Origin of the sequence: Streptomyces sp. FIT100, assembly GCF_024584805.1 — a bacterium.
GTDB lineage: Bacteria > Actinomycetota > Actinomycetes > Streptomycetales > Streptomycetaceae > Streptomyces.
This window is the reverse complement of record NZ_CP075715.1, coordinates 401,060-418,090: the sequence shown is the minus strand read 5'-3', so window position 1 is coordinate 418,090 and position 17,031 is coordinate 401,060. Positions and strand designations below refer to the sequence as shown.

The 17,031-nt window shown below is 70.1% G+C and carries 17 protein-coding genes and 1 pseudogene; 12 read left to right on the top strand and 6 right to left on the bottom strand.

The window, feature by feature from the left end; translation table 11 throughout:
• Position 1 precedes the first annotated feature (1 nt).
• The 5 genes and pseudogenes from KK483_RS01675 to KK483_RS01660 all read left to right on the top strand — a co-directional run bounded on the left by KK483_RS01675 (position 2) and on the right by KK483_RS01660 (position 1,838).
• Positions 2 to 241, top strand: a complete 240-nt coding sequence (locus tag KK483_RS01675; protein ID WP_262003086.1) for an acyl carrier protein — start codon at positions 2 to 4, stop codon at positions 239 to 241.
• A complete protein-coding gene (locus KK483_RS35415) occupies positions 238 to 345 on the top strand; it encodes a beta-ketoacyl synthase N-terminal-like domain-containing protein (RefSeq protein ID WP_399013035.1) in 108 nt (35 codons plus the stop codon). Before KK483_RS01675 ends, KK483_RS35415 begins: the two co-directional genes overlap by 4 nt.
• Positions 346 to 348: 3 nt before the next feature.
• Positions 349 to 957, top strand: a pseudogene (locus tag KK483_RS01670) (beta-ketoacyl synthase N-terminal-like domain-containing protein); the annotation flags it as partial.
• On the top strand, positions 943 to 1,449 hold the full coding sequence (locus KK483_RS01665) for a 3-oxoacyl-ACP synthase (protein WP_262009304.1): 507 nt from the start codon (positions 943 to 945) through the stop codon (positions 1,447 to 1,449). The pseudogene KK483_RS01670 and the gene KK483_RS01665, both read left to right, overlap by 15 nt.
• Complete coding sequence (locus KK483_RS01660; protein WP_313877891.1) at positions 1,446 to 1,838, top strand: alpha/beta fold hydrolase; 393 nt, start codon at positions 1,446 to 1,448, stop codon at positions 1,836 to 1,838. Before KK483_RS01665 ends, KK483_RS01660 begins: the two co-directional genes overlap by 4 nt.
• Here the strand turns inward: KK483_RS01660 and KK483_RS01655 are convergent.
• From KK483_RS01655 to KK483_RS01645, 3 genes are read right to left on the bottom strand one after another with little or no spacing between them, the layout of a single operon-like run.
• Positions 1,835 to 4,063: a xanthine dehydrogenase family protein molybdopterin-binding subunit gene (locus KK483_RS01655; protein WP_262003084.1), complete on the bottom strand. Its 2,229-nt coding sequence runs from the start codon at positions 4,061 to 4,063 to the stop codon at positions 1,835 to 1,837. The two genes, KK483_RS01660 and KK483_RS01655, sit on opposite strands and share 4 nt — an antisense overlap.
• Before the next feature lie 9 nt (positions 4,064 to 4,072).
• Positions 4,073 to 5,056, bottom strand: coding sequence for a xanthine dehydrogenase family protein subunit M (locus KK483_RS01650; protein WP_262003082.1), 984 nt, complete (start codon positions 5,054 to 5,056; stop codon positions 4,073 to 4,075).
• Positions 5,053 to 5,622 (bottom strand): 2Fe-2S iron-sulfur cluster-binding protein, encoded by a 570-nt coding sequence (locus KK483_RS01645; RefSeq protein ID WP_262003080.1) that lies wholly within the window; start codon positions 5,620 to 5,622, stop codon positions 5,053 to 5,055. The genes KK483_RS01650 and KK483_RS01645 overlap by 4 nt, the downstream gene beginning before the upstream one ends.
• A 669-nt stretch (positions 5,623 to 6,291) precedes the next feature.
• Here KK483_RS01645 and KK483_RS01640 point away from each other — a divergent pair.
• Positions 6,292 to 6,876, top strand: a complete 585-nt coding sequence (locus KK483_RS01640) for a hypothetical protein (RefSeq protein ID WP_262003078.1) — start codon at positions 6,292 to 6,294, stop codon at positions 6,874 to 6,876.
• Positions 6,877 to 6,961: 85 nt separating this feature from the next.
• Here the strand turns inward: KK483_RS01640 and KK483_RS01635 are convergent, their stop codons facing one another.
• Both KK483_RS01635 and KK483_RS01630 read right to left on the bottom strand, forming a co-directional pair.
• The gene (locus KK483_RS01635; RefSeq protein ID WP_262003076.1) at positions 6,962 to 8,059 is read right to left on the bottom strand and encodes a chitinase; all 1,098 of its coding nucleotides are present in this window, start codon (positions 8,057 to 8,059) and stop codon (positions 6,962 to 6,964) included.
• A 127-nt stretch (positions 8,060 to 8,186) separates the two neighbouring features.
• Positions 8,187 to 10,247 (bottom strand): right-handed parallel beta-helix repeat-containing protein, encoded by a 2,061-nt coding sequence (locus tag KK483_RS01630; protein WP_262003074.1) that lies wholly within the window; start codon positions 10,245 to 10,247, stop codon positions 8,187 to 8,189.
• A gap of 325 nt (positions 10,248 to 10,572) precedes the next feature.
• Here KK483_RS01630 and KK483_RS01625 point away from each other — a divergent pair, with 325 nt between their 5' ends.
• From KK483_RS01625 to KK483_RS01610, 4 genes are all read left to right on the top strand, one after another.
• The gene (locus KK483_RS01625) at positions 10,573 to 11,481 is read left to right on the top strand and encodes a fumarylacetoacetate hydrolase family protein (RefSeq protein ID WP_262003072.1); all 909 of its coding nucleotides are present in this window, start codon (positions 10,573 to 10,575) and stop codon (positions 11,479 to 11,481) included.
• 186 nt (positions 11,482 to 11,667) lie between these two features.
• Positions 11,668 to 12,864, top strand: a complete 1,197-nt coding sequence (locus KK483_RS01620) for a mandelate racemase/muconate lactonizing enzyme family protein (RefSeq protein ID WP_262003070.1) — start codon at positions 11,668 to 11,670, stop codon at positions 12,862 to 12,864.
• Positions 12,865 to 13,055: 191 nt separating this feature from the next.
• The gene (locus KK483_RS01615; protein WP_262003069.1) at positions 13,056 to 13,196 is read left to right on the top strand and encodes an IPT/TIG domain-containing protein; all 141 of its coding nucleotides are present in this window, start codon (positions 13,056 to 13,058) and stop codon (positions 13,194 to 13,196) included.
• Positions 13,197 to 13,324: 128 nt separating this feature from the next.
• Positions 13,325 to 13,780 (top strand): IPT/TIG domain-containing protein, encoded by a 456-nt coding sequence (locus KK483_RS01610; RefSeq protein WP_262003067.1) that lies wholly within the window; start codon positions 13,325 to 13,327, stop codon positions 13,778 to 13,780.
• Positions 13,781 to 13,797: 17 nt separating this feature from the next.
• Here KK483_RS01610 and KK483_RS01605 read toward each other — a convergent pair whose 3' ends face one another.
• Positions 13,798 to 14,559 (bottom strand): FadR/GntR family transcriptional regulator, encoded by a 762-nt coding sequence (locus tag KK483_RS01605; protein ID WP_262003065.1) that lies wholly within the window; start codon positions 14,557 to 14,559, stop codon positions 13,798 to 13,800.
• A 201-nt stretch (positions 14,560 to 14,760) separates the two neighbouring features.
• On the opposite strand from KK483_RS01605, the gene KK483_RS01600 reads away from it, so the two are divergent.
• Positions 14,761 to 16,089 (top strand): ABC transporter substrate-binding protein, encoded by a 1,329-nt coding sequence (locus tag KK483_RS01600; protein ID WP_262003063.1) that lies wholly within the window; start codon positions 14,761 to 14,763, stop codon positions 16,087 to 16,089.
• Positions 16,090 to 16,157: 68 nt separating this feature from the next.
• A complete protein-coding gene (locus KK483_RS01595) occupies positions 16,158 to 17,027 on the top strand; it encodes a carbohydrate ABC transporter permease (protein WP_262003061.1) in 870 nt (289 codons plus the stop codon).
• Positions 17,028 to 17,031: the final 4 nt, after the last annotated feature.

The window sequence follows — 17,031 nt, the reverse complement described above, 5'->3', positions numbered from 1 at the left end:
AATGACAGATCGTGTGATCGCCGCCGTGCACGCAGTCGTTGGCGTACCGATGGAGGAGAACACCCCCTTCCAGGAGCTGCAGATGGACAGCCTGGACCGCGCCGAGATCCAGGTAGCGATCAACGACATGCTGGGCGTACGCCTGTCCGACGAAGCGATCGCCGCGGCCCGGGACTTCGCCGAGCTGACGGAGCTGGTACTGGCAGCCCAGGCAGAGGCAATGCAGGGCGTACGAGCATGAGCGGACGCCGCGTGGTCGTCACCGGAGTCGGTGCGAAGACAGCTGCGGGCACCGACGTCCAGACCATCTGGAAGAACGTACTGGACGGGATCGGCACCGCCTGACGGATGCCCCATGGAACTTGGGCCTCGGACGCCGATGTCGGATGCGTGGTGCCCGAGTTCGAGGTCGGCGCGTACCTGACCCCGCGCGAGGCTGTGCGGCTTGACCGGTGCAGCGTCTTGGGGCTCGCCGCGGCAGCGGACGCTGTCCAGGACGCGGGCGGTCTGGCCGGCACCGCTGAACGCCGGGCCGTCGTCGCGGGCACCGCCCACGGCGGCACACAGACCCAAGAGCACTGCCTCACCTCGACAGAACCCGGAACGCCGGGCTCCCCGCGGGCACTGCACATTCCGCTGATCATGTTCAACGCGAGTGCTGCCTGGATCAGCATGAGCTTCGACGCAAAGGGCCCGAGCCTGTGCGTCACCACAGCATGCGCATCAGGAACGCAGGCCGTCGGCGAGGCCTTCCGGCTGATCAAATACGGGCAGGCCGACACCGCCATCACCTGAGGCAACGAGGCAGCGATCACTCCCGTCACCCTCCACGCATACCTCCGATCCGGGAGCCTGCACCCCTCCTCCCAAGGCATCGACTCGACACCATGTCCCTTCGACGAACGCCGCCAGGGATTCGTCATGGGCGAGGGAGCCGCCTTCCTGATCCTCGAGGAACGCGAACAAGCCCTCGCCAGAGAGGCCCGGATCCTGTGCGAGATCGCCGGATACGGCTGTACGTCCGATGCCTTCCACATCACCTCCCCCGAGGAGAGCGGAACCGGTCCGGTGCGGGCGATGCAAGCAGCCCTGGGCGAAGCCGGCCTACACCCCTCCTCGGTGGCACACGTCAACGCTCATGGCACCGGCACCCGCTTGAACGACGAGGTCGAGGCCACCGCTCTGGCGGCCCTGTTCGGTGACCACGCGGTGCCGATCACTTCGACGAAGGGAGTCACCGGACACCTGCTGGGCGCCGCCGGCGCCGCCGGCGCCGTGGAAGCGGTCTTCGCAGCCCTGACACTGGCCGACGGAAGGATCCCGCCCACCGCCCACTTCCGCAGGCCCGATCCCAGCAGCCGCATCGACATCGTGCACGGCGCCCCCAGGCACTCCTCTACGGGGCTTCGGGCGACAACGCGGCGAACACCTCGCCCAGCCCGTGGATGATCCCCGAAGGCAAGGGCGCCAGGGGCTTCGCCGACGTGCCCGATGGGCTGCCGGGCTGGCTGACGGAGGAGGACATCGCCACCTACGTCCGAGAGTTCGCCGAGAAGGGCTTCACCGGCCCGCTCAACTGGTACCGCAACCTCGACCGCAACTGGGAGCTCACGGCCGCCTGGGTCGACGCGGTGGTCCGGCCCCCCGCGCTCTACGTCGCCGGTGACCGCGACATGGTCCCCGCCCTCATCGGCATCGACGAGCTGAAGGCCGGCCTGCCTGCGATCGCCCCCGACCTTCGCGGCACCGTCTTCCTGCCCGGCTGCGGCCACTGGACGCAGCAGGAGCGCCCCGCCGAGGTGAGCAAGGCCCTGCTGGACTTCCTGAACGATCTCTAGGTCTCCAGCGGCGGCAGACCGGGCAGCACCTTCTCGATGGTGATGGGGAAGTCGCGGACGCGCACGCCGGTGGCGTTGAACACCGCGTTCGCGACCGACGCACCGGCCCCGCAGATGCCCAGCTCGCCGACGCCCTTCGCGCCAAGGGGGTTGGCCTTGTCGTCGTAACTGTCGAGGACGACGGCCTCGACGGTGGGGATGTCGGCGTGCACCGGCACCAGGTACTGCGCGAAGTCCCGGTTGACGAAGGCGCCCGATCGCGGGTCGACGACGGCTTCCTCCTCCAGGGCCGCGCCGACCCCCCAGATCATGCCGCCGATCAGCTGTGAGCGGGTCGTCTTCGGGTTGAGCACGGTGCCCACCGAGAACACGCCGAGCATCCGCCGCAGACGGATCTCGGCGGTGTCCGCGTCGACCCCCACCTCGGCGAAATGGGCCCCGTAGGTGTTGATCGAGTAGTCCGTGTAGTGGGGATCGTCGCCCATGAAGCGGGTCCCGCCCTCCGCCTCCAGACCGTCGGGATGGTGACGCGCGACGATCTCTCCCAGCGCCTCGGACGCGCCACCGATACTGACGTTGCCGTCGGCGAACACCGCGTCCGCCGGGTCCAGGCCGTGCAGCGCAGAGCCGGTGTCGCCGCGCACCGAAGCCAGCAGCTCCTCGCGCAGGGCCAGGCACGCCCGATGCACCGCGGTGCTGGAGTTGGTCGCGCCCCACGAGCCGCCCGACCCCCAGCTGGTGGGGAAGTCCGAACGCCCGAGATCGATCCGCACCCGATCCGGCGGCAGCCCGAGACCGTCGGCCGCGACCTGGGTCAGGATGGTGTAGGTGCCCGTGCCGATGTCGGTCATGTCCGTCTGGACGACGGCGGTGCCGTCCGCCTCCAAGCGCACCCGCACCGCTGTCGGCCCCTGGAAATGCCCGCGGATGGCGGCCGACATGCCGTAGCCGACCAACCATCGCCCGTCGCGGGCGCTCGCCGGGGTGGCGGGGCGCTGCTCCCAGCCGAACCGGCGCGCCCCCTCGCGCAGGCACTCGACCAGGTGCCGGTCGCTGTACGGCACGTTCCGCTCGGGATCGACGGTGGGCTCGTTGCGGATCCGCAGCTCGACCGGGTCCAGCACGAGTGCATGGGCCAGCTCGTCCATCGCCGACTCGACCGCCAGCATGCCCGGCGCCTCGCCCGGTGCGCGGACGTCCGTACCGCGCGGCAGGTCGAGCGGCGCCAGCCGGTGGCTGGTCAGCCGGTGGGGCGCGGCGTAGAGGCTGCGGGTCGTGGCGGCGGTCTGCTCGGCGTACTCCACGTCGGGGTTGGTGTGCATGGTGACGTCGTGGGCGATCGCCGTCAGCCGTCCGTCGCGCTCCGCGCCCAGCCGGACCCGCTGGTTGGATATGGGCCGCATGCCGATGAGCTGGAAGATCTGCTGCCGGGTCAGCGCCACCTTGACCGGTTGGCGCAACGCGCGGGCGGCGAGCGCCGCCAGGATCGTCTCGGAGTGGATGCCCAGCTTGGAACCGAATCCGCCGCCGACGAAGGGGGCGACGATGTGGACCCGTTCCGGGTCGATCCGCAGCGTGCCGGCGATCGACGCCTGCGCCGCATCGACGATCTGGCAGCTGACGTAGACGACCAGGTCCTCACCACGAGGTTCCACCAGACACGCGTGCGGTTCCATGGGCATCGAGAACTCGTACGGCGTGGTGTAGTACTCGTCGACCCTGACCTCCGCGCTGTCGAACCCGGCATCGAAGTCGCCCACCGCGGTGTCGGTCGGGAGGCCGGCGTTGACCACCTTCGGGATGTACACCTCGTCTTCCTGCTCGGCGAAGTCAAAACGTCCCCGCCCGACGGTGTATTCGACCTCGACGAGATCGCCCGCCGCCCGGGCCTGCTCCAGGGTCGTGGCGACGACGAGTGCCACCGGCTCGCCGTGATAGTGGATGTCGGGACCGGTCAGCACCGGCTGGGCGCGCCAGTACTCGAACGGCAGGGACTCGTCGCGTGGGCCTTGCTCCGGGGCATTGAGATGGGTCATCACCAGGTGCACGCCGGGGGCGCGTTCGGCGTTCCCGGTGTCGATCCGGGTGATGCGGCCCTTGCCGATCGTCGCGCCGACGATGAAGCCGTAGAGCGGTTGACCGGCCTCCCAGTGCTCGTAGGCGTAGGTGGCACGGCCGGTGACCTTCTGCGGGCCGTCGACGCGGTTCAGAGCCTGCCCGATCATGCCGCCTCCTCAGCTCGCCCCGGCCAGTTGCGCCAGCGTGCGGCACAGCGTGCGCCTGGCCAGTTCGATCTTGAAGTCGTTGTCACCCTGTCCGACCGCGTCGCGCATCGCCGCCTCGGCGGCGGCACGATAGGTGTCCATCGTGGCCGGCCGGCCGGTCAACGCGGCCTCAGCCTCGACGGAGCGCCACGGCTTGTGCGCCACGCCTCCGAACGCCACCCGAGCCCCACTGATCGTTCCCTGATCGGTCGCGACGACAGCCGCCACGGAGACCAGCGCGAACTCGTACGACGCCCGGTCGCGCACCTTGCGGTACTTCTGCCGGCCCGGCGGGGGCGGCGGCAGGACGACGCTCGTGATCATCTCGCCGGGTCCCAGCACGGTCTCGATGTGCGGCGTGTCGCCCGGCAGCCGGTAGAAGTCCGTGACGGCGACGCGGCGTACTCCCTGGTCGGCGTCGAGCAGCTCGATCTCCGCCCCCAGCGCGGCCAGCGCGACGGCCATGTCCGAAGGGTGGGTGGCGATGCAGGAGTCGCTGGCGCCCAGGATCGCGTGGATCCGGTTGAACCCGCCGATCGCCGAGCAACCCGATCCGGGATCACGCTTGTTGCAGCCCGCGGCGGTGTCGTAGAAGAAGGGGCAGCGCGTGCGCTGCAACAGGTTTCCGCCCGTGGACGCCTTGTTGCGCAACTGGCCCGAGGCGCCGGCCACCAGCGCCTCCGACAGCACGGGATAGCGGGAGCGTACGCGGGCGTCGGCCGCCACGTCGGAGTTCGCCGCCTGGGCGCCGATGCGCAGCCCGCCGTCGGGGAGCTCCTCGATGTCCCGCAACGGAAGCCGGCTGATGTCGACCAGATGGCTGGGCTGCTCGATGTCGAGCTTCATCAGATCGAGCAGATTGGTGCCGCCGCTGATGAACTTCGCGCCGCTTCGGGACACCGCGGCGACGGCGGCCCGTGCGTCCGTCGCCCGCTCGTAGGTGAAGGACCTCATCCCGAGCCTCCCTCGGCGGTGCCGCGGATGGCCGCGACGATGTTCGGATACGCGGCGCACCGGCAGATGTTGCCGCTCATCCGCTCCCGGATCTCCTCGTCGGTCAACGCGATGTGCGGAGCGGACACGTCGGCGGTGGCGTGGCTGGGCCAGCCCGCCTCCACCTCGGCGAGCATGCCGACGGCCGAACAGATCTGGCCGGGCGTGCAGTAGCCGCACTGGAAGCCGTCGCTCTCGACGAAGGCGCGTTGCATGGGGTGCATGGCCTCGGGCTCGCCCAGACCTTCGATCGTCACGATCTCGTCGCCCTCGTGCATGACGGCCAGCGTCAAACAGGAGTTGACGCGCCGGCCGTTGATCAGCACGGTGCAGGCGCCGCACTGCCCGTGGTCGCAGCCCTTCTTGGTCCCGCTCAGGCGCAGATGCTCGCGCAGCGCGTCGAGCAGCGTGGTCCGCGGATCCACCTCAAGCCGCCGCACCTGGCCGTTGACGCTCAACTCGATCGCCGAGACCTGGACCGTCTCGCCCCGGCTCCGCCCGGCGGCGCCCGTATCTGAATCGCTCATCACAGCCCGCCTTACTCGCTAGGCGTGAATGTCACGCTGGACATGCGTCGCCGCTGTCGGGCGCGCTACCCCCGCGGCCCGCCACCATTGCCGGGGCCGCCCCGGATGCGTGCGGCACGCCCGCGCCGCGCGCTCCATTCCTCAGGGTCTCGCAAAAGCCGCCGAGCCGCGATTCATGCCGTTCGTCCTGGGCTGCGGGCACGCCCCAAGGGCGCTGCGGGGCCTTGTCCGACGGCCAGGGCCCCGCGCCGCAGCCTGCGCCCACACCGCCTGTTGCGGTATCTCACCGCCTATGCTGCGCAGCACAGCACGGTCCGGCCCCTATGGAGTGGGCGGGGCTGGTGGCACGATGGCCAAACAGGCCGATCGGCGGTCGGTTCGACCTCTCCTGGGGCACAGATGAACAAATGGCATCCATTCCGGCTCTTCGCCGCAGCGACTGCGGCCTGTCTGATGCTCACCGCCTGCAGCGGTTCCGGCGGGTCCCCGAGCGCATCCGGATCGCGGTCAACCGGACAGGAAGCGCCCGCGCCGCCGCCGTCGGAGTCGCAGTCGAAGACGCCCACCCGATCCCCGGAGCCGCCGACGAGCGCCCCGCCGGCCACGAGCGCCCCGACGTCGCCCGCCCCTCAGGGCACGCCACCGCTGGGCTCCTGGAGCCTCCAGCCGGTGTGGCCTTTCACCACCCTCGCCCAGGCCCAGGCGTGGGAGCGCGCCTACCGGTCGAGCGGCCACCAGCCCTGGCACCGTGACGCGGGCCAGACCGCGCTGTCCTTCACACGCGGCTACCTGGGCTTCACGGAGATCGACCGGGTCTCCTCCCGCACGGTCAGCGGTCGGCACGCCCGTATCGGCGTCGCACCGACGGGGCCCGAGAGCGGCACCGCGGCGGTGATCCACCTCGTACGGTTCGGCACCGGCCCGGACGCCCCCTGGGAGGTCGTGGGCACCGACGACACGACGCTCTCGCTGACCACGCCCGCGTACGGGTCGCCCGTGCGCTCCCCGCTGATGGCCGGCGGGCGGATCTCCGGAGTGGACGAGAGCATCCGCGTTCAGGTGCGCCAGCCGTCGTCCGAAGCGCCCCTGGGCACATCCGCGTGCTGCACTCCGGCGGGCGGCAACGACCAGCCCTGGAACGTGTCGGTGTCCTTCTCCGGCGCCCGCGACCCGGTGCTCACGGTCGTCGCATCCACCGGCGGGCACGTCGCCGAGGTCGAACGCTTCACGATCACGGCGGTACGGACCGGCTGACCGCCGCGCGATCCGGCTGCGGCTCCGTGTCGAGCCACAGCCGGATCGGTCACCGCAGGTGTCGCTGCAGAGGTTCGGATACGACCTAGCGGCCCTGGAGGGCCCTGACGTTGTCGCCGAACGTCCAGTTCTTGGAGCCGTCCCAGTTGATCGACCAGGTCATGAGTCCTTTCAGGGCGCCGTTGTAGTGCCGCCACGCCTGGGACACGAGGTCGGGCGTCATATGGCCTCCGCCGGCGCCCGGTTGTGCCGGCAGGCCGGGGGCCTGCTTGTCGTAGGGGACCCGGATCGTGGTGCCCTGGACCACCAGGCCCTGGTTGAGGCAGTCCGTCTGGGCGACGAAGCCCTGGACGGTGCCGGCCTGGTAGGAGTCGCCGGAGCAGCCGTACATGCTGCCGTTGTAGTACTGCATGTTCAGCCACCACAGCCGGCCGTTGTCCGCGTACTTCTTGATGATCGGCAGGTACGCGCCCCAGATCGAGCCGTAGGTGATGCTGCCGCCGGTGACGTACGCCGTCTCCGGGGCCATGGTCAGACCGAAGCCGGCGGGCATCTGGGCCAGGACGCCGTCGATGATGCGGATCAGGTTCGCCTGGGAGACCGACGGCTGGGTGATGCTGCCGCTGCCGACCAGGCCGGTCTCGATGTCGACGTCGATGCCGTCGAAGTTGTACTGCTTGAGGATGGGCACCAGCGTGGCCACGACCCGGTCGGCGACCGCGGTGGAGCTCAGGTCGATGCCCGCGGTGGCGCCGCCGAGGGAGAGCAGGATGGTGGCGCCCGCCGCCTTGGCCTGGCACATCTCCTCGGGAGTCGCCACCTTCACCGTGTTGTCCATGCCGTCCTCCCACTTCACGGTGCCGTCGGGGAGGATGACGGGGAAGGCGGCGTTGATGACGTTGTAACCGTGGGCGGCGATACGGGAGTCGGTGATCGGGGTCCAGCCGAACGGCGGATGGACGCCGTTGGAGGAACCGTCCCAGTTCTCCCAGTAGCCCTGAAGGACCTTGCCGCTGGGTCTCGGCTTCGTGGGACAGGTGGCAGCAGCGGCTGCCGTTGAGGCGGCGGACGCAGGCGCAGGCGCGGCCGCGGGTGAGGCGGTGGCGGCCGGCAGCGGGGCGGCGAGGGCCAGCGCGAGTGCGGCGCCGAGCAGGCGCACGGTACGGCGGATCGCAGAGTTCATGGGCACACACCTTCGGGCGGTGGGGGAGATGCCAGGAGGGGGTGACGCGTACCCGCCAAGCTAAATGGTCCAGACCTATTGGTCAACAGGTCTGGACCATCAGTGAGTTGCTCTCGGGGGAGCGAGCTCAGCGGCGCGCGCCGGCCTCCTGCATCACCCTCCTGGCCCCAGCCGGCCAGACACCGTCGGTCACCTGCACGTTGTCGAGGAGCCGGTTGTTGTACCCGGGTCCTTCCGGATTGCGGGCCGGGCCGACGTCCCACCAGTTGCCCGTGATCAGGTTGTCCTTCGTGTTGAAGGTGTCGGGGTTCTCGGCGTCCGAATTGACGTAGACCCAGCGCGAGGCACCGACGACGACGTTGTCCCGCATCACGACGTACCGGGTGCCCTGGTCGATCAGCACACCCAGGGTGGCCTTGTTGTCGTGGATGTAGTTGCGCTCGATCACGGTGCCGGGGCTGGCCGAGAGCGTGTACACACTGCCGCCGTCGTTCATCACCTGCTTGGTGTCGTGGATGAGGTTGTGACTCACGACGTTGTCGCGGAAGGTCGTGGGCGTGGTGTGGATCGGCTGGTACTCGTAGAGCCCCGCCTCGCGGTAGTAGGCGTTGCCGCCCGGGTCGTTGATGCCCCAGCCCCAGCCGATGTCGATGCCGTCGTAGGGGACGTCGGAGATCGAGTTGTGCGCGATGGTGGCCCGCGTCGTGTACGTCGACAGGATCGCGGCGTTGTCCTTGTAGTCCTGGGAGACGCCGGTGACCGTGTTGTCGACGATGCTGATGTCGTGGTTCACCATGCGGCCGTCGCGAGGGTGGTGCGCGTCGGGCTGCACGCCGCCGACCACGATCGCGGACGCCGCGCTCTCGGTGAAGCCGTTGCGGTGCACCGTGATCTCCGCGGCACCGTAACCGACGCCGGAGGCATGGGCGTTGGGGTCCATGCCGAGGCCGAGACCGACGTCGCCAAGGCGTGTGAAGGTGTTGCCGGTGAAGGAGACGTCGCGGGCCGCGGAGACCTGGACGGCCGCCGGTATCTGGTGCCACTCGTTGCGGGTCGCCTCGAACTGCGGGCAGCCGTCCTGGCAGGAGCTCAGGGCGTCCGCGGGACGCGCGTACGTCCCTACGGCATGGGCGCCGCTCTGCTGGTCGACGTATCCCTGCGGGCTGCTCGGGTCGAGCCAAGTGGTGTCCGAGAACTGCAGGTTCCGGAAGGACAGGTTCGTGACGGGACGGTCGTACGTCCCGGCCACCTGGACGAGCGACTCCAGGCGCGGGAGACGGACGTCGAGGCCGAGCATCGTGGCACCGGCGGCCGTGCGGTAGTACAGCAGGCCGCGTGAGGAGTCCAGGTACCACTGCCCGGTGGAGTTCAGGAAGGCGTAGGAGTTGTTGAGGTACAAGGCGCCCCTGGCGTAGGGCGCCGTGAGCGTGTCGTAGCCGAACGTGTTGTTGTCCCACGCCGGTTGCTGCATGAGGATCTCGTTGCCCCGGATCGCCTCGACCGGGGAGTAGCGGTCGGTGAACGAGCCGACGCTCTCGATCTCCAGGTCGGACTGGTTGGGCAGACCGCTGAGGTAACCCAGCGCCGGATCCTTGAGGGTGATCCCGCGTTCGGTGAAGACGAGGTCGCCGCGGTCGTGTTTGTCGGCCGCGAGACGCAGGCCGGTGCGCGGGGCGAGCTTGCCGTTGACGTACAGCTGGCGCGACTGGGTGCCCCGGGGGACGCGGGCGACCCAGATGTTCTTCGCGGCGTCGTGGCGCGACCAGCCGCTCACGGCTGATCCGCCGGAGAGGACCGCACGCTGCCCGGGAGCGCTGGTCCAGGTCACGGTGTGGCCGTTGCGGCCGCCGTCGGCGGAGGTGAAACGGAGGGGCGAGCGCAGGTCGTAGGTGCCGCCCCCGAGCATCACCACGACGTCGTGCCGGCCGGCCAGGCGGCGGGCGAGGTCCTGGGCGGCGGACAGGGTGCCCACGCGGTGGTCGCCCTTCGGCGCGGGTGCGACGTCGGCGCCATGGGGCGGGGTGCCATCGGGGGACACCACGATGGTGACGGGCGCTCTGGCGTCGTCGGCGCCGCGCTCGTCGGCGGCCTCCGCGGCCGACGACGAGATCAGGCTTCCGAGCAGAGAGAGGGCGCTCGCCAGTCCGAGTGCCGCGGCACGTGCCCGATAGGGGAGGGATCGTCGCATTCTCACACACGGCTCCTTGTGTGATATGACGTATGATGACTGCGGACTGTAGCGTGCGTCACAACGCCGGGCAATCGTCGTCTTGTCCTATGAGACGGGGTCGGCGGACCGGGGCGGGTCACCGGCGCCGATCGAATCCAACCTGACCTCGGGGGAGTCCAGTCGGGCCGTCGAGGCGGTGATGTCCGTCGCGGGTCCGGCGCCGAGTGCGGACTGCGCTCGCGAGTGGGTCCCCGCCGAGCATGGGTGAGCCGCACAAGCCCCTTGACGTGCAATCATATGACATCATATGTTGCTGCCCTCGTGGCGGAGAAGGAGGCAGCTGGTGCAGATCGTGCGAGCCCGATTCGAGGACGGAAACGTCACCCGCAGTGGGGTGCTCACCGAGCGGGGGTTCCATCCGCTCCCCGTCGAATCGGGGGAGTTGCTGGAGCGCCCGCTCGCCGAGTTCCGCCGCCTCGTCGAGGAGGCGGCGGCTGAGCACCCGGTGGCCGGGTTCGCCGAGCACGACCGCCGCCTGCTGGCTCCGATCAGCGGCCTGACCGAGGTCTGGGCCGCCGGTGTGACCTACGAGCGGTCGCGGGCGGCGCGCACGGACGAGAGCGAGCACGACGCCGACATCTACGCCCGGGTCTACGACGCCGAACGCCCGGAGCTGTTCTTCAAGGCCGCGTCCTGGCGAGTGGTGGGCCATGGAGCCCCGGTCAGCGTGCGCGAGGACTCCGCCGTCAACGTGCCGGAGCCCGAACTCGCGGTCGTGGCCAACCGGTTCGGCGAGATCGTCGGCTACTCGATCTGCAACGACGTCAGCTCCCGGACCATCGAGGGCGAGAACCCCCTGTACCTCCCGCAGGCCAAGACCTACCTGGGCGCCTGCGCGCTCGGCCCCGGCATCACCCCGGCCTGGGAAGTGGCCGACCCGCGTGCGCTGGACATGGAGCTCACCATCGAGCGGGACGGCAGCGCCGCCTGGCAGGGCCGGGCCAGTACCGCGCAGCTGCGCCGTGAGCCGACGGACCTGCTCGGATACCTCTTCCGGGCGGACGAGTTCCCCCAGGGGGTCGTCCTCGCGACCGGTACCAGCCTGGTTCCCGACCTGCCCTTCACCCTCGCCGAAGGCGATGTCGTCCACATCGCGATCGCCGGTCTCGGAGCGCTGACCACACCGGTGGTCGTCGGGAAGAAGGCGATGTCCTGGCTGCTGGGCCAGGCGACCCCCCCCGGCTCCCGCTGACGGGAAGGGCGTGGCCCCGGCAACCGGACAGCAGCCAGCAGCCAGCAGCCAGCAGCCAGCAGCCAGCAGCCAGCAGCCAGCAGCCGTCACCTGGCGCACGGCGGTGCCCGAAGGGCAATGGGTGGATGGACGGGCGGGCGGACCGGCGGACGGATCTCCGGTAGGCGCGGAGACGAAGGGCGGGACATGCGCATCACGGGGTATCGCACGCTGACCACCGTGCACCGGTGGGGCCGGCCGATCGGTGACGCCAACGGATCCACGCCGTCGGGCGTGACCGCCGTGCCGCTCGTCCTGCTCGAAACCGACGCGGGCCTCACGGGCATCGGCCTCGGCTCGCACCGTGGACTGGACGACGTGTACCCGGCCATCGACGGCGAGGATCCCCGCGGGGTCGGCGCGCTGTACGACCGCATGCTCGCGCGGGTGTTCAAGGCCGGCCACGCCGGCAGCACCTTCGGTGCGATCGGCGCTTTCGACATGGCTCTGTGGGACCTCAAGGCGAAGGCGGCCGAGTCGCCTCTGTGGCGCCTGCTCGGCGCCCGCGACCGCGTGGTGCCGGGATACGCCTCCGGCCTCGACGGCCCCCTGGACGACGACGGCCTGACCGCGCTGCACGGCGGATTCCGCGACCGGGGTTTCCGGGCCGTCAAGCTGAAGGGCGGCCTTGACCGGGGGAGGGACCTGCACCGCCTCCAACTGCTGCGCCGGCTCTACGCGGAGGCCGACGGCGGCCGTGCCCCCCGGCTCATGCTCGACGCCAACGAGTGCTGGTCGCGCAAGGAGGCGATCGCGTACGTGGCCGGGATCGAGGAGTCGCTGGACCTCGCCTGGGTCGAGGAGCCGGTGCGGCGCTGGGACGTGGAAGGGCACGCCATGGTCACCCGCGCCGTCCGGGCCGCCGTCGCCACCGGCGAGAACCTCACCGGACTCGAACAGGTCCGTCCGCTCGTGCAGGCCGGTGCCGTCGACGTCGTGCAGACCGGCAGCGTCTGGGGCATCACGCACTTCCTCCGCGTGGCGACCCTGGCGCACGCCTTCGACCTGCCGGTGAGCCCGGTCGCGTACAACGCCAACCCCCTTGCGCACGCGGCCGCGAGCGTCCCCAACCACCTCGCCACGGAGGTGCAGGACCTTTCCTTTCCCGTGGGGGTGCACGCCGACCAGGACTTCGAGGACGGCAACATCATCCTCGGCGAGAGCCCCGGCCTGGGCCTGGCGGTCGACGAGGACGCCGTCGCCGCGCTGGCGCTGTCCCCGGACGGAGCGACGACCGCAGGACCGCACGTCCGCCCCGACCGCGCGGGCAAGCGCCTGCTCGTGCAGGAGGGTCACCCGCGCGCCTCGAACCGGGTCGCGGGGGGACGGGACGTGAGCCGCTGAGCCGCGCGCCGGCGCCTTCCCGCCCTTTGCATGATCCGGCCGGAATCCGGGAATCTCCCCTTCAACCCGTCCTGCAATGCAGGTGTGGTGACCACTGCCTCTTGAGGCGATCCGCCGGTCCCGAGGGTCTCGCACAACGCGCCTGAAGCCCCAGCAGTGATGTACTCGACCGGCCGAGGCTGGGAGCGGACATGCCGATCGATCCGGACCAGGGTTCCACCGGCGGTGGCACGGCGGTGACCGTCACGGGCACCAACCTCGGTGGCGCCACCGCGGTTCTCTTCGGGGACAAGCAGGCCACCATCACGGGCAATTCAGCGACGTCGGTGTAGGTCGTTTCCCCGTCCGGTGCGGGCGTGGTCGAGACCACCGTCATCACGCCGGGAGGTACGAGCGGTACTGGCCGTTCCACTACACCCCACCGCCTGTCGTCGTCGCCGTCTCGCCCGCGTCGGGTCCGGTGGCAGGGGCAAGCACGATCACCATCACCGGGCGCAATCTCGGCACCGCCGAGACCGTGGACTTCGGTGGAACCGCCGCCATGCCTGTGGTGGTGGACGACAGTAGTCTCACGGTCCTCACGCCCGCCGCGGCGGCCGGCACCGTATCCCTGGTCGTCACCACCCCTGGCGGAATCGCCGACGCGTCGTTCAGCTTCGTGGACCCGCCGACCGCCACAGGATTCGACCCGCCGACGGGCTTGCCTGCCGGCGGCACCGTCGTCTCCATCACGGGCGTGAATCTCTCGACGACCACGGGTGTGACGTTCGACGGCGCCCCGGCCACCTTCGGCGTCCTGTCCGACACGCAGATCGTCGCCCTGGCCCCCCAACACGGGCCGGGCACAGTCGCCATCGAAGTCACCACCACGGGCGGCAGCGATACTCCCCTTGGCCTCTTCCTCTACGTACTCTGACCTCGCCCAGGCGTCCATCACCCCGCCGACGGGTGCGTGGTCTCCTCCGGAGCCGGGCGGCGCCGCCGCCAGGCGTCCACGATGTGGGCGTACATGGCCCGTTGGGCGGCATCGGTGTCGCCGCTCTCGATCGCTTCGAGGATCGCCTGGTGCTCGTCGAGCGTGCGGTCGAGGGTGGCCTGGGTGGCGGAGCCGTGGTAGCGGCCGGTCGTGCGGGCCTTGTCGTGGATGCTGGTCACGATCGCGTGTCCGAGCCGGTTGCCGGAAGCCTGCATCACGGCGTCGTGGAAGCGCACGTCGGCCACCGCGAACTCCGCGGGGGAGGCGACCGTCCGGCTCATCTCCTCGTACGCCGCGCGGATCCCGCCCGCGCCCGTCCGGCCGCCCAGCGCTGCCGCTCCGGCCATCTCCCGCTCCAGCGCCGCGCGTACACGGATCAGCTGGTCGAGGATGGCCAGCGAGGAGTCGTGGCGCACCAGGGACGACAGGACCACGTCGTCGATCAGGTCCCATTCCTCGGAGGGGGTGATCCGGGTGCCCTTTCCCTGCACGATCCGGACCAGCCCTTTGTCCTGAAGGAGCTTCAGGGACTCCCGGACGACCGTGCGGCTGACACCGAAGCGGGTGCACAGCTCGGCCTCGGTCGGCATCGGCCTGTCGGAGGAGTACACCCGGCTCACGATGTCGTCGACGAGCTGCTGGACCACCGCCGGGCCGAGTCGCCGGCCCGCGCCGTGCAGAGCCGAGACGGCGGGCGCGGCAGTCGGTAGCGAATCCATCCGGCCTCCAGTGTGCGAGGTGGGCCCTCGAGTCCTGCCGTTGTCGGCGGCGACGTACCGAAGCGTAACCCATTGAAGTGATATCACTTGTATGATATCACACCTTCATCACGAAGGAGCGATCCGGACAGAGATGAGGCGTGCATGAGGGGCAGGCGTGAGCGCGTGCGAATGCGGCGCGGTGGGGCTCTGGGCGTGGCCGTGACGGTCGTTTCCGCGCTCCTCGCGGCGTGCAGCGGCGGGATGTCGGTCGGCGGCGGCAGTCCGTCGCTGGCGGACGCGAACAGCAAGTACGGGTTCAGGACCGCACCGCAGGACGCGGGCGGCGCGATCACCGTGTGGGTCGACTCGTCGCGGCTCCCCGCCGCCAAGGCCTTCGAGAAGGCCCACCCCGACGTCAAGGTCAAGATCGTGTCGTACGACGGCGGTGCGAACGGCTCGAACACCTTCAAGACCAAGTCGCATCTGTACGACCGCGCGGGCTCAGGCTGGCCGGACGTCGCCTTCACCACGGACAACAACGCCGCCTCGTGGGGCTCCCTGTCCGGCACGGGTGCTCTGGCACCGCTGAACAAGGGCCTGGTGCCGTCGTCCACGCTCGACGGCTTCGCCACAGGGGCGCTCGCGCCGTGCACGGTCGACGGCACCGCCTACTGCCTGCGCAACGACCTGGCGCAGAACGTGCTCTGGTACAACAAGTCGCTCATGGACAAGTGGGGTTACGAGGTACCCACCACCTGGGAGCAGTACGAGCAGCTGGCCGACAGGGTCGCCGCCGAGCACCCGGGCTACATCGTGGGGACCGCCGGCGACGCCTGGACGCCGGAGATCTACATGTGGGGCTCGCAGTGTCCGGCGAACCAGGTCACGGCCGCCAAATCGGTCACGGTGAACACCTCGGACCCCACATGCCTGCGTGCAGCGAAGTTGATCGACCGCCTGATCGCGAACAGGACGATGTCGACCCTGCCGCTGTTCGGGCCGGAGTTCGCGAAGGAGCAGGGCGGCAAGGTGCTGATGCTGCCCGGCCCCAGCTGGTACGGCGGCTCGGTGTTCCAGGGCGCCCTCAGGACCCCGGGAGGCCAGATCACGGTAGGAGCTCCACTGCACTGGCGCGACCAGAATCCGCCGGTCACCGGAAGCGTCGGCGGCGGCGCGTGGTGGATCTCCTCGCACAGCAAGAACCTCACCGCGGCGGTGCGGTTCGCCACCTGGGTCACCACGCACGCGTCGTTCGACGGCAAACCGGCGCCGACCTATCCGGCCCACTCCGCGGCAGCCACCCAGTGGCTCTCGGCGCAGCAGGCCGGCGGCTATTACGCGCAGGACATCGCCCCGCCCCTGGTCGCGGCGGCGGGCCAGGTCTGGCCGGGCTGGGGTTCGGCCGAATTCAGCCAGGAGGCGCTGTGGGCCAAGTCGGTCCAGGCCGGGATGGTGCGCGGGGAGAGCGTCGAGTCGCTGCTGCCTGCCTGGCAGAAGGCGATCGAGCAGGAAGCCCAGGTGCTCGGCTACCGGGTGAGGACCCCATGACCTCGGCTGCCGTTCGAGAGGCGCCGGCGACGACGCCGGCCCCGGGGGCGTCACCGGGCAGCCGACCGGTGGCCCGCTTCCGGTGGCTCCGGCCCGGGCATCTGTTCGTCTCCGGCTATGTGGTCCTGCTGGCCCTGTTCGGCGTGGTCCCGGTGGCGTACTCCTTCGTTCTGGCCCTCACCGACCCCGCGGGCGGGTTCGCGGGAGTGAGCAACTTCACCAGAACGGCGAGGGACTACCGCTTCCTCGCGGCGTGCGGGCATGTCGCGCTGTACCTGGTCATCTGGCTGGTGTCGCTGACCGTGCTCGTCGTGGTCCTCGCGCTTCTCGTGCACCGGGTCACCTTCAACGCCACCAGGACGTTCGTCCGCTTCGCCTACTACGTACCCGGAGCCCTGGCGGGGGCGTCGAGCGTGCTGCTCTGGCTGTTCATGCTGGACCCGACCGTCAGCCCGGTGTCCCTGCTGCTCCACTGGACCGGGAACGAGCACTTCTCCGACGTCATCTCCCCGGACCACCTGCCCGTCCTGTTCGCCGTCATCGCGTTCTGGACCGGGGCAGGCGGCTGGATCCTCGTGCTGTACGGGGCGTTGAACTCCATCCCTGCCGAACTGATGGAGGCGGCCCGCGTCGACGGCGCGGGTCCCGTCCGCCGGGCCTGGAGCGTACAACTGCCCATGATCCGCAAGTGGGTGGCGTACATGGCGATCCTCTCGCTCGCTGCCGGCACGCAACTGTTCGTGGAACCCGAGCTGATCTCCCAGGCGAGCTTCGGCGTCGTCCCCAACGACTACTCGCTCAACCAGCTGGCCTACCAGTACGCCTTCAGCCAGAACGACTTCAACGGTTCCGCCGCCATCTCCATCGACCTGCTGATCGTGACGCTGCTCTGCGCCGGGTTGTTCGTCTGGCGCGGCCGACTGTTCGAGACGGAGTGAGGTC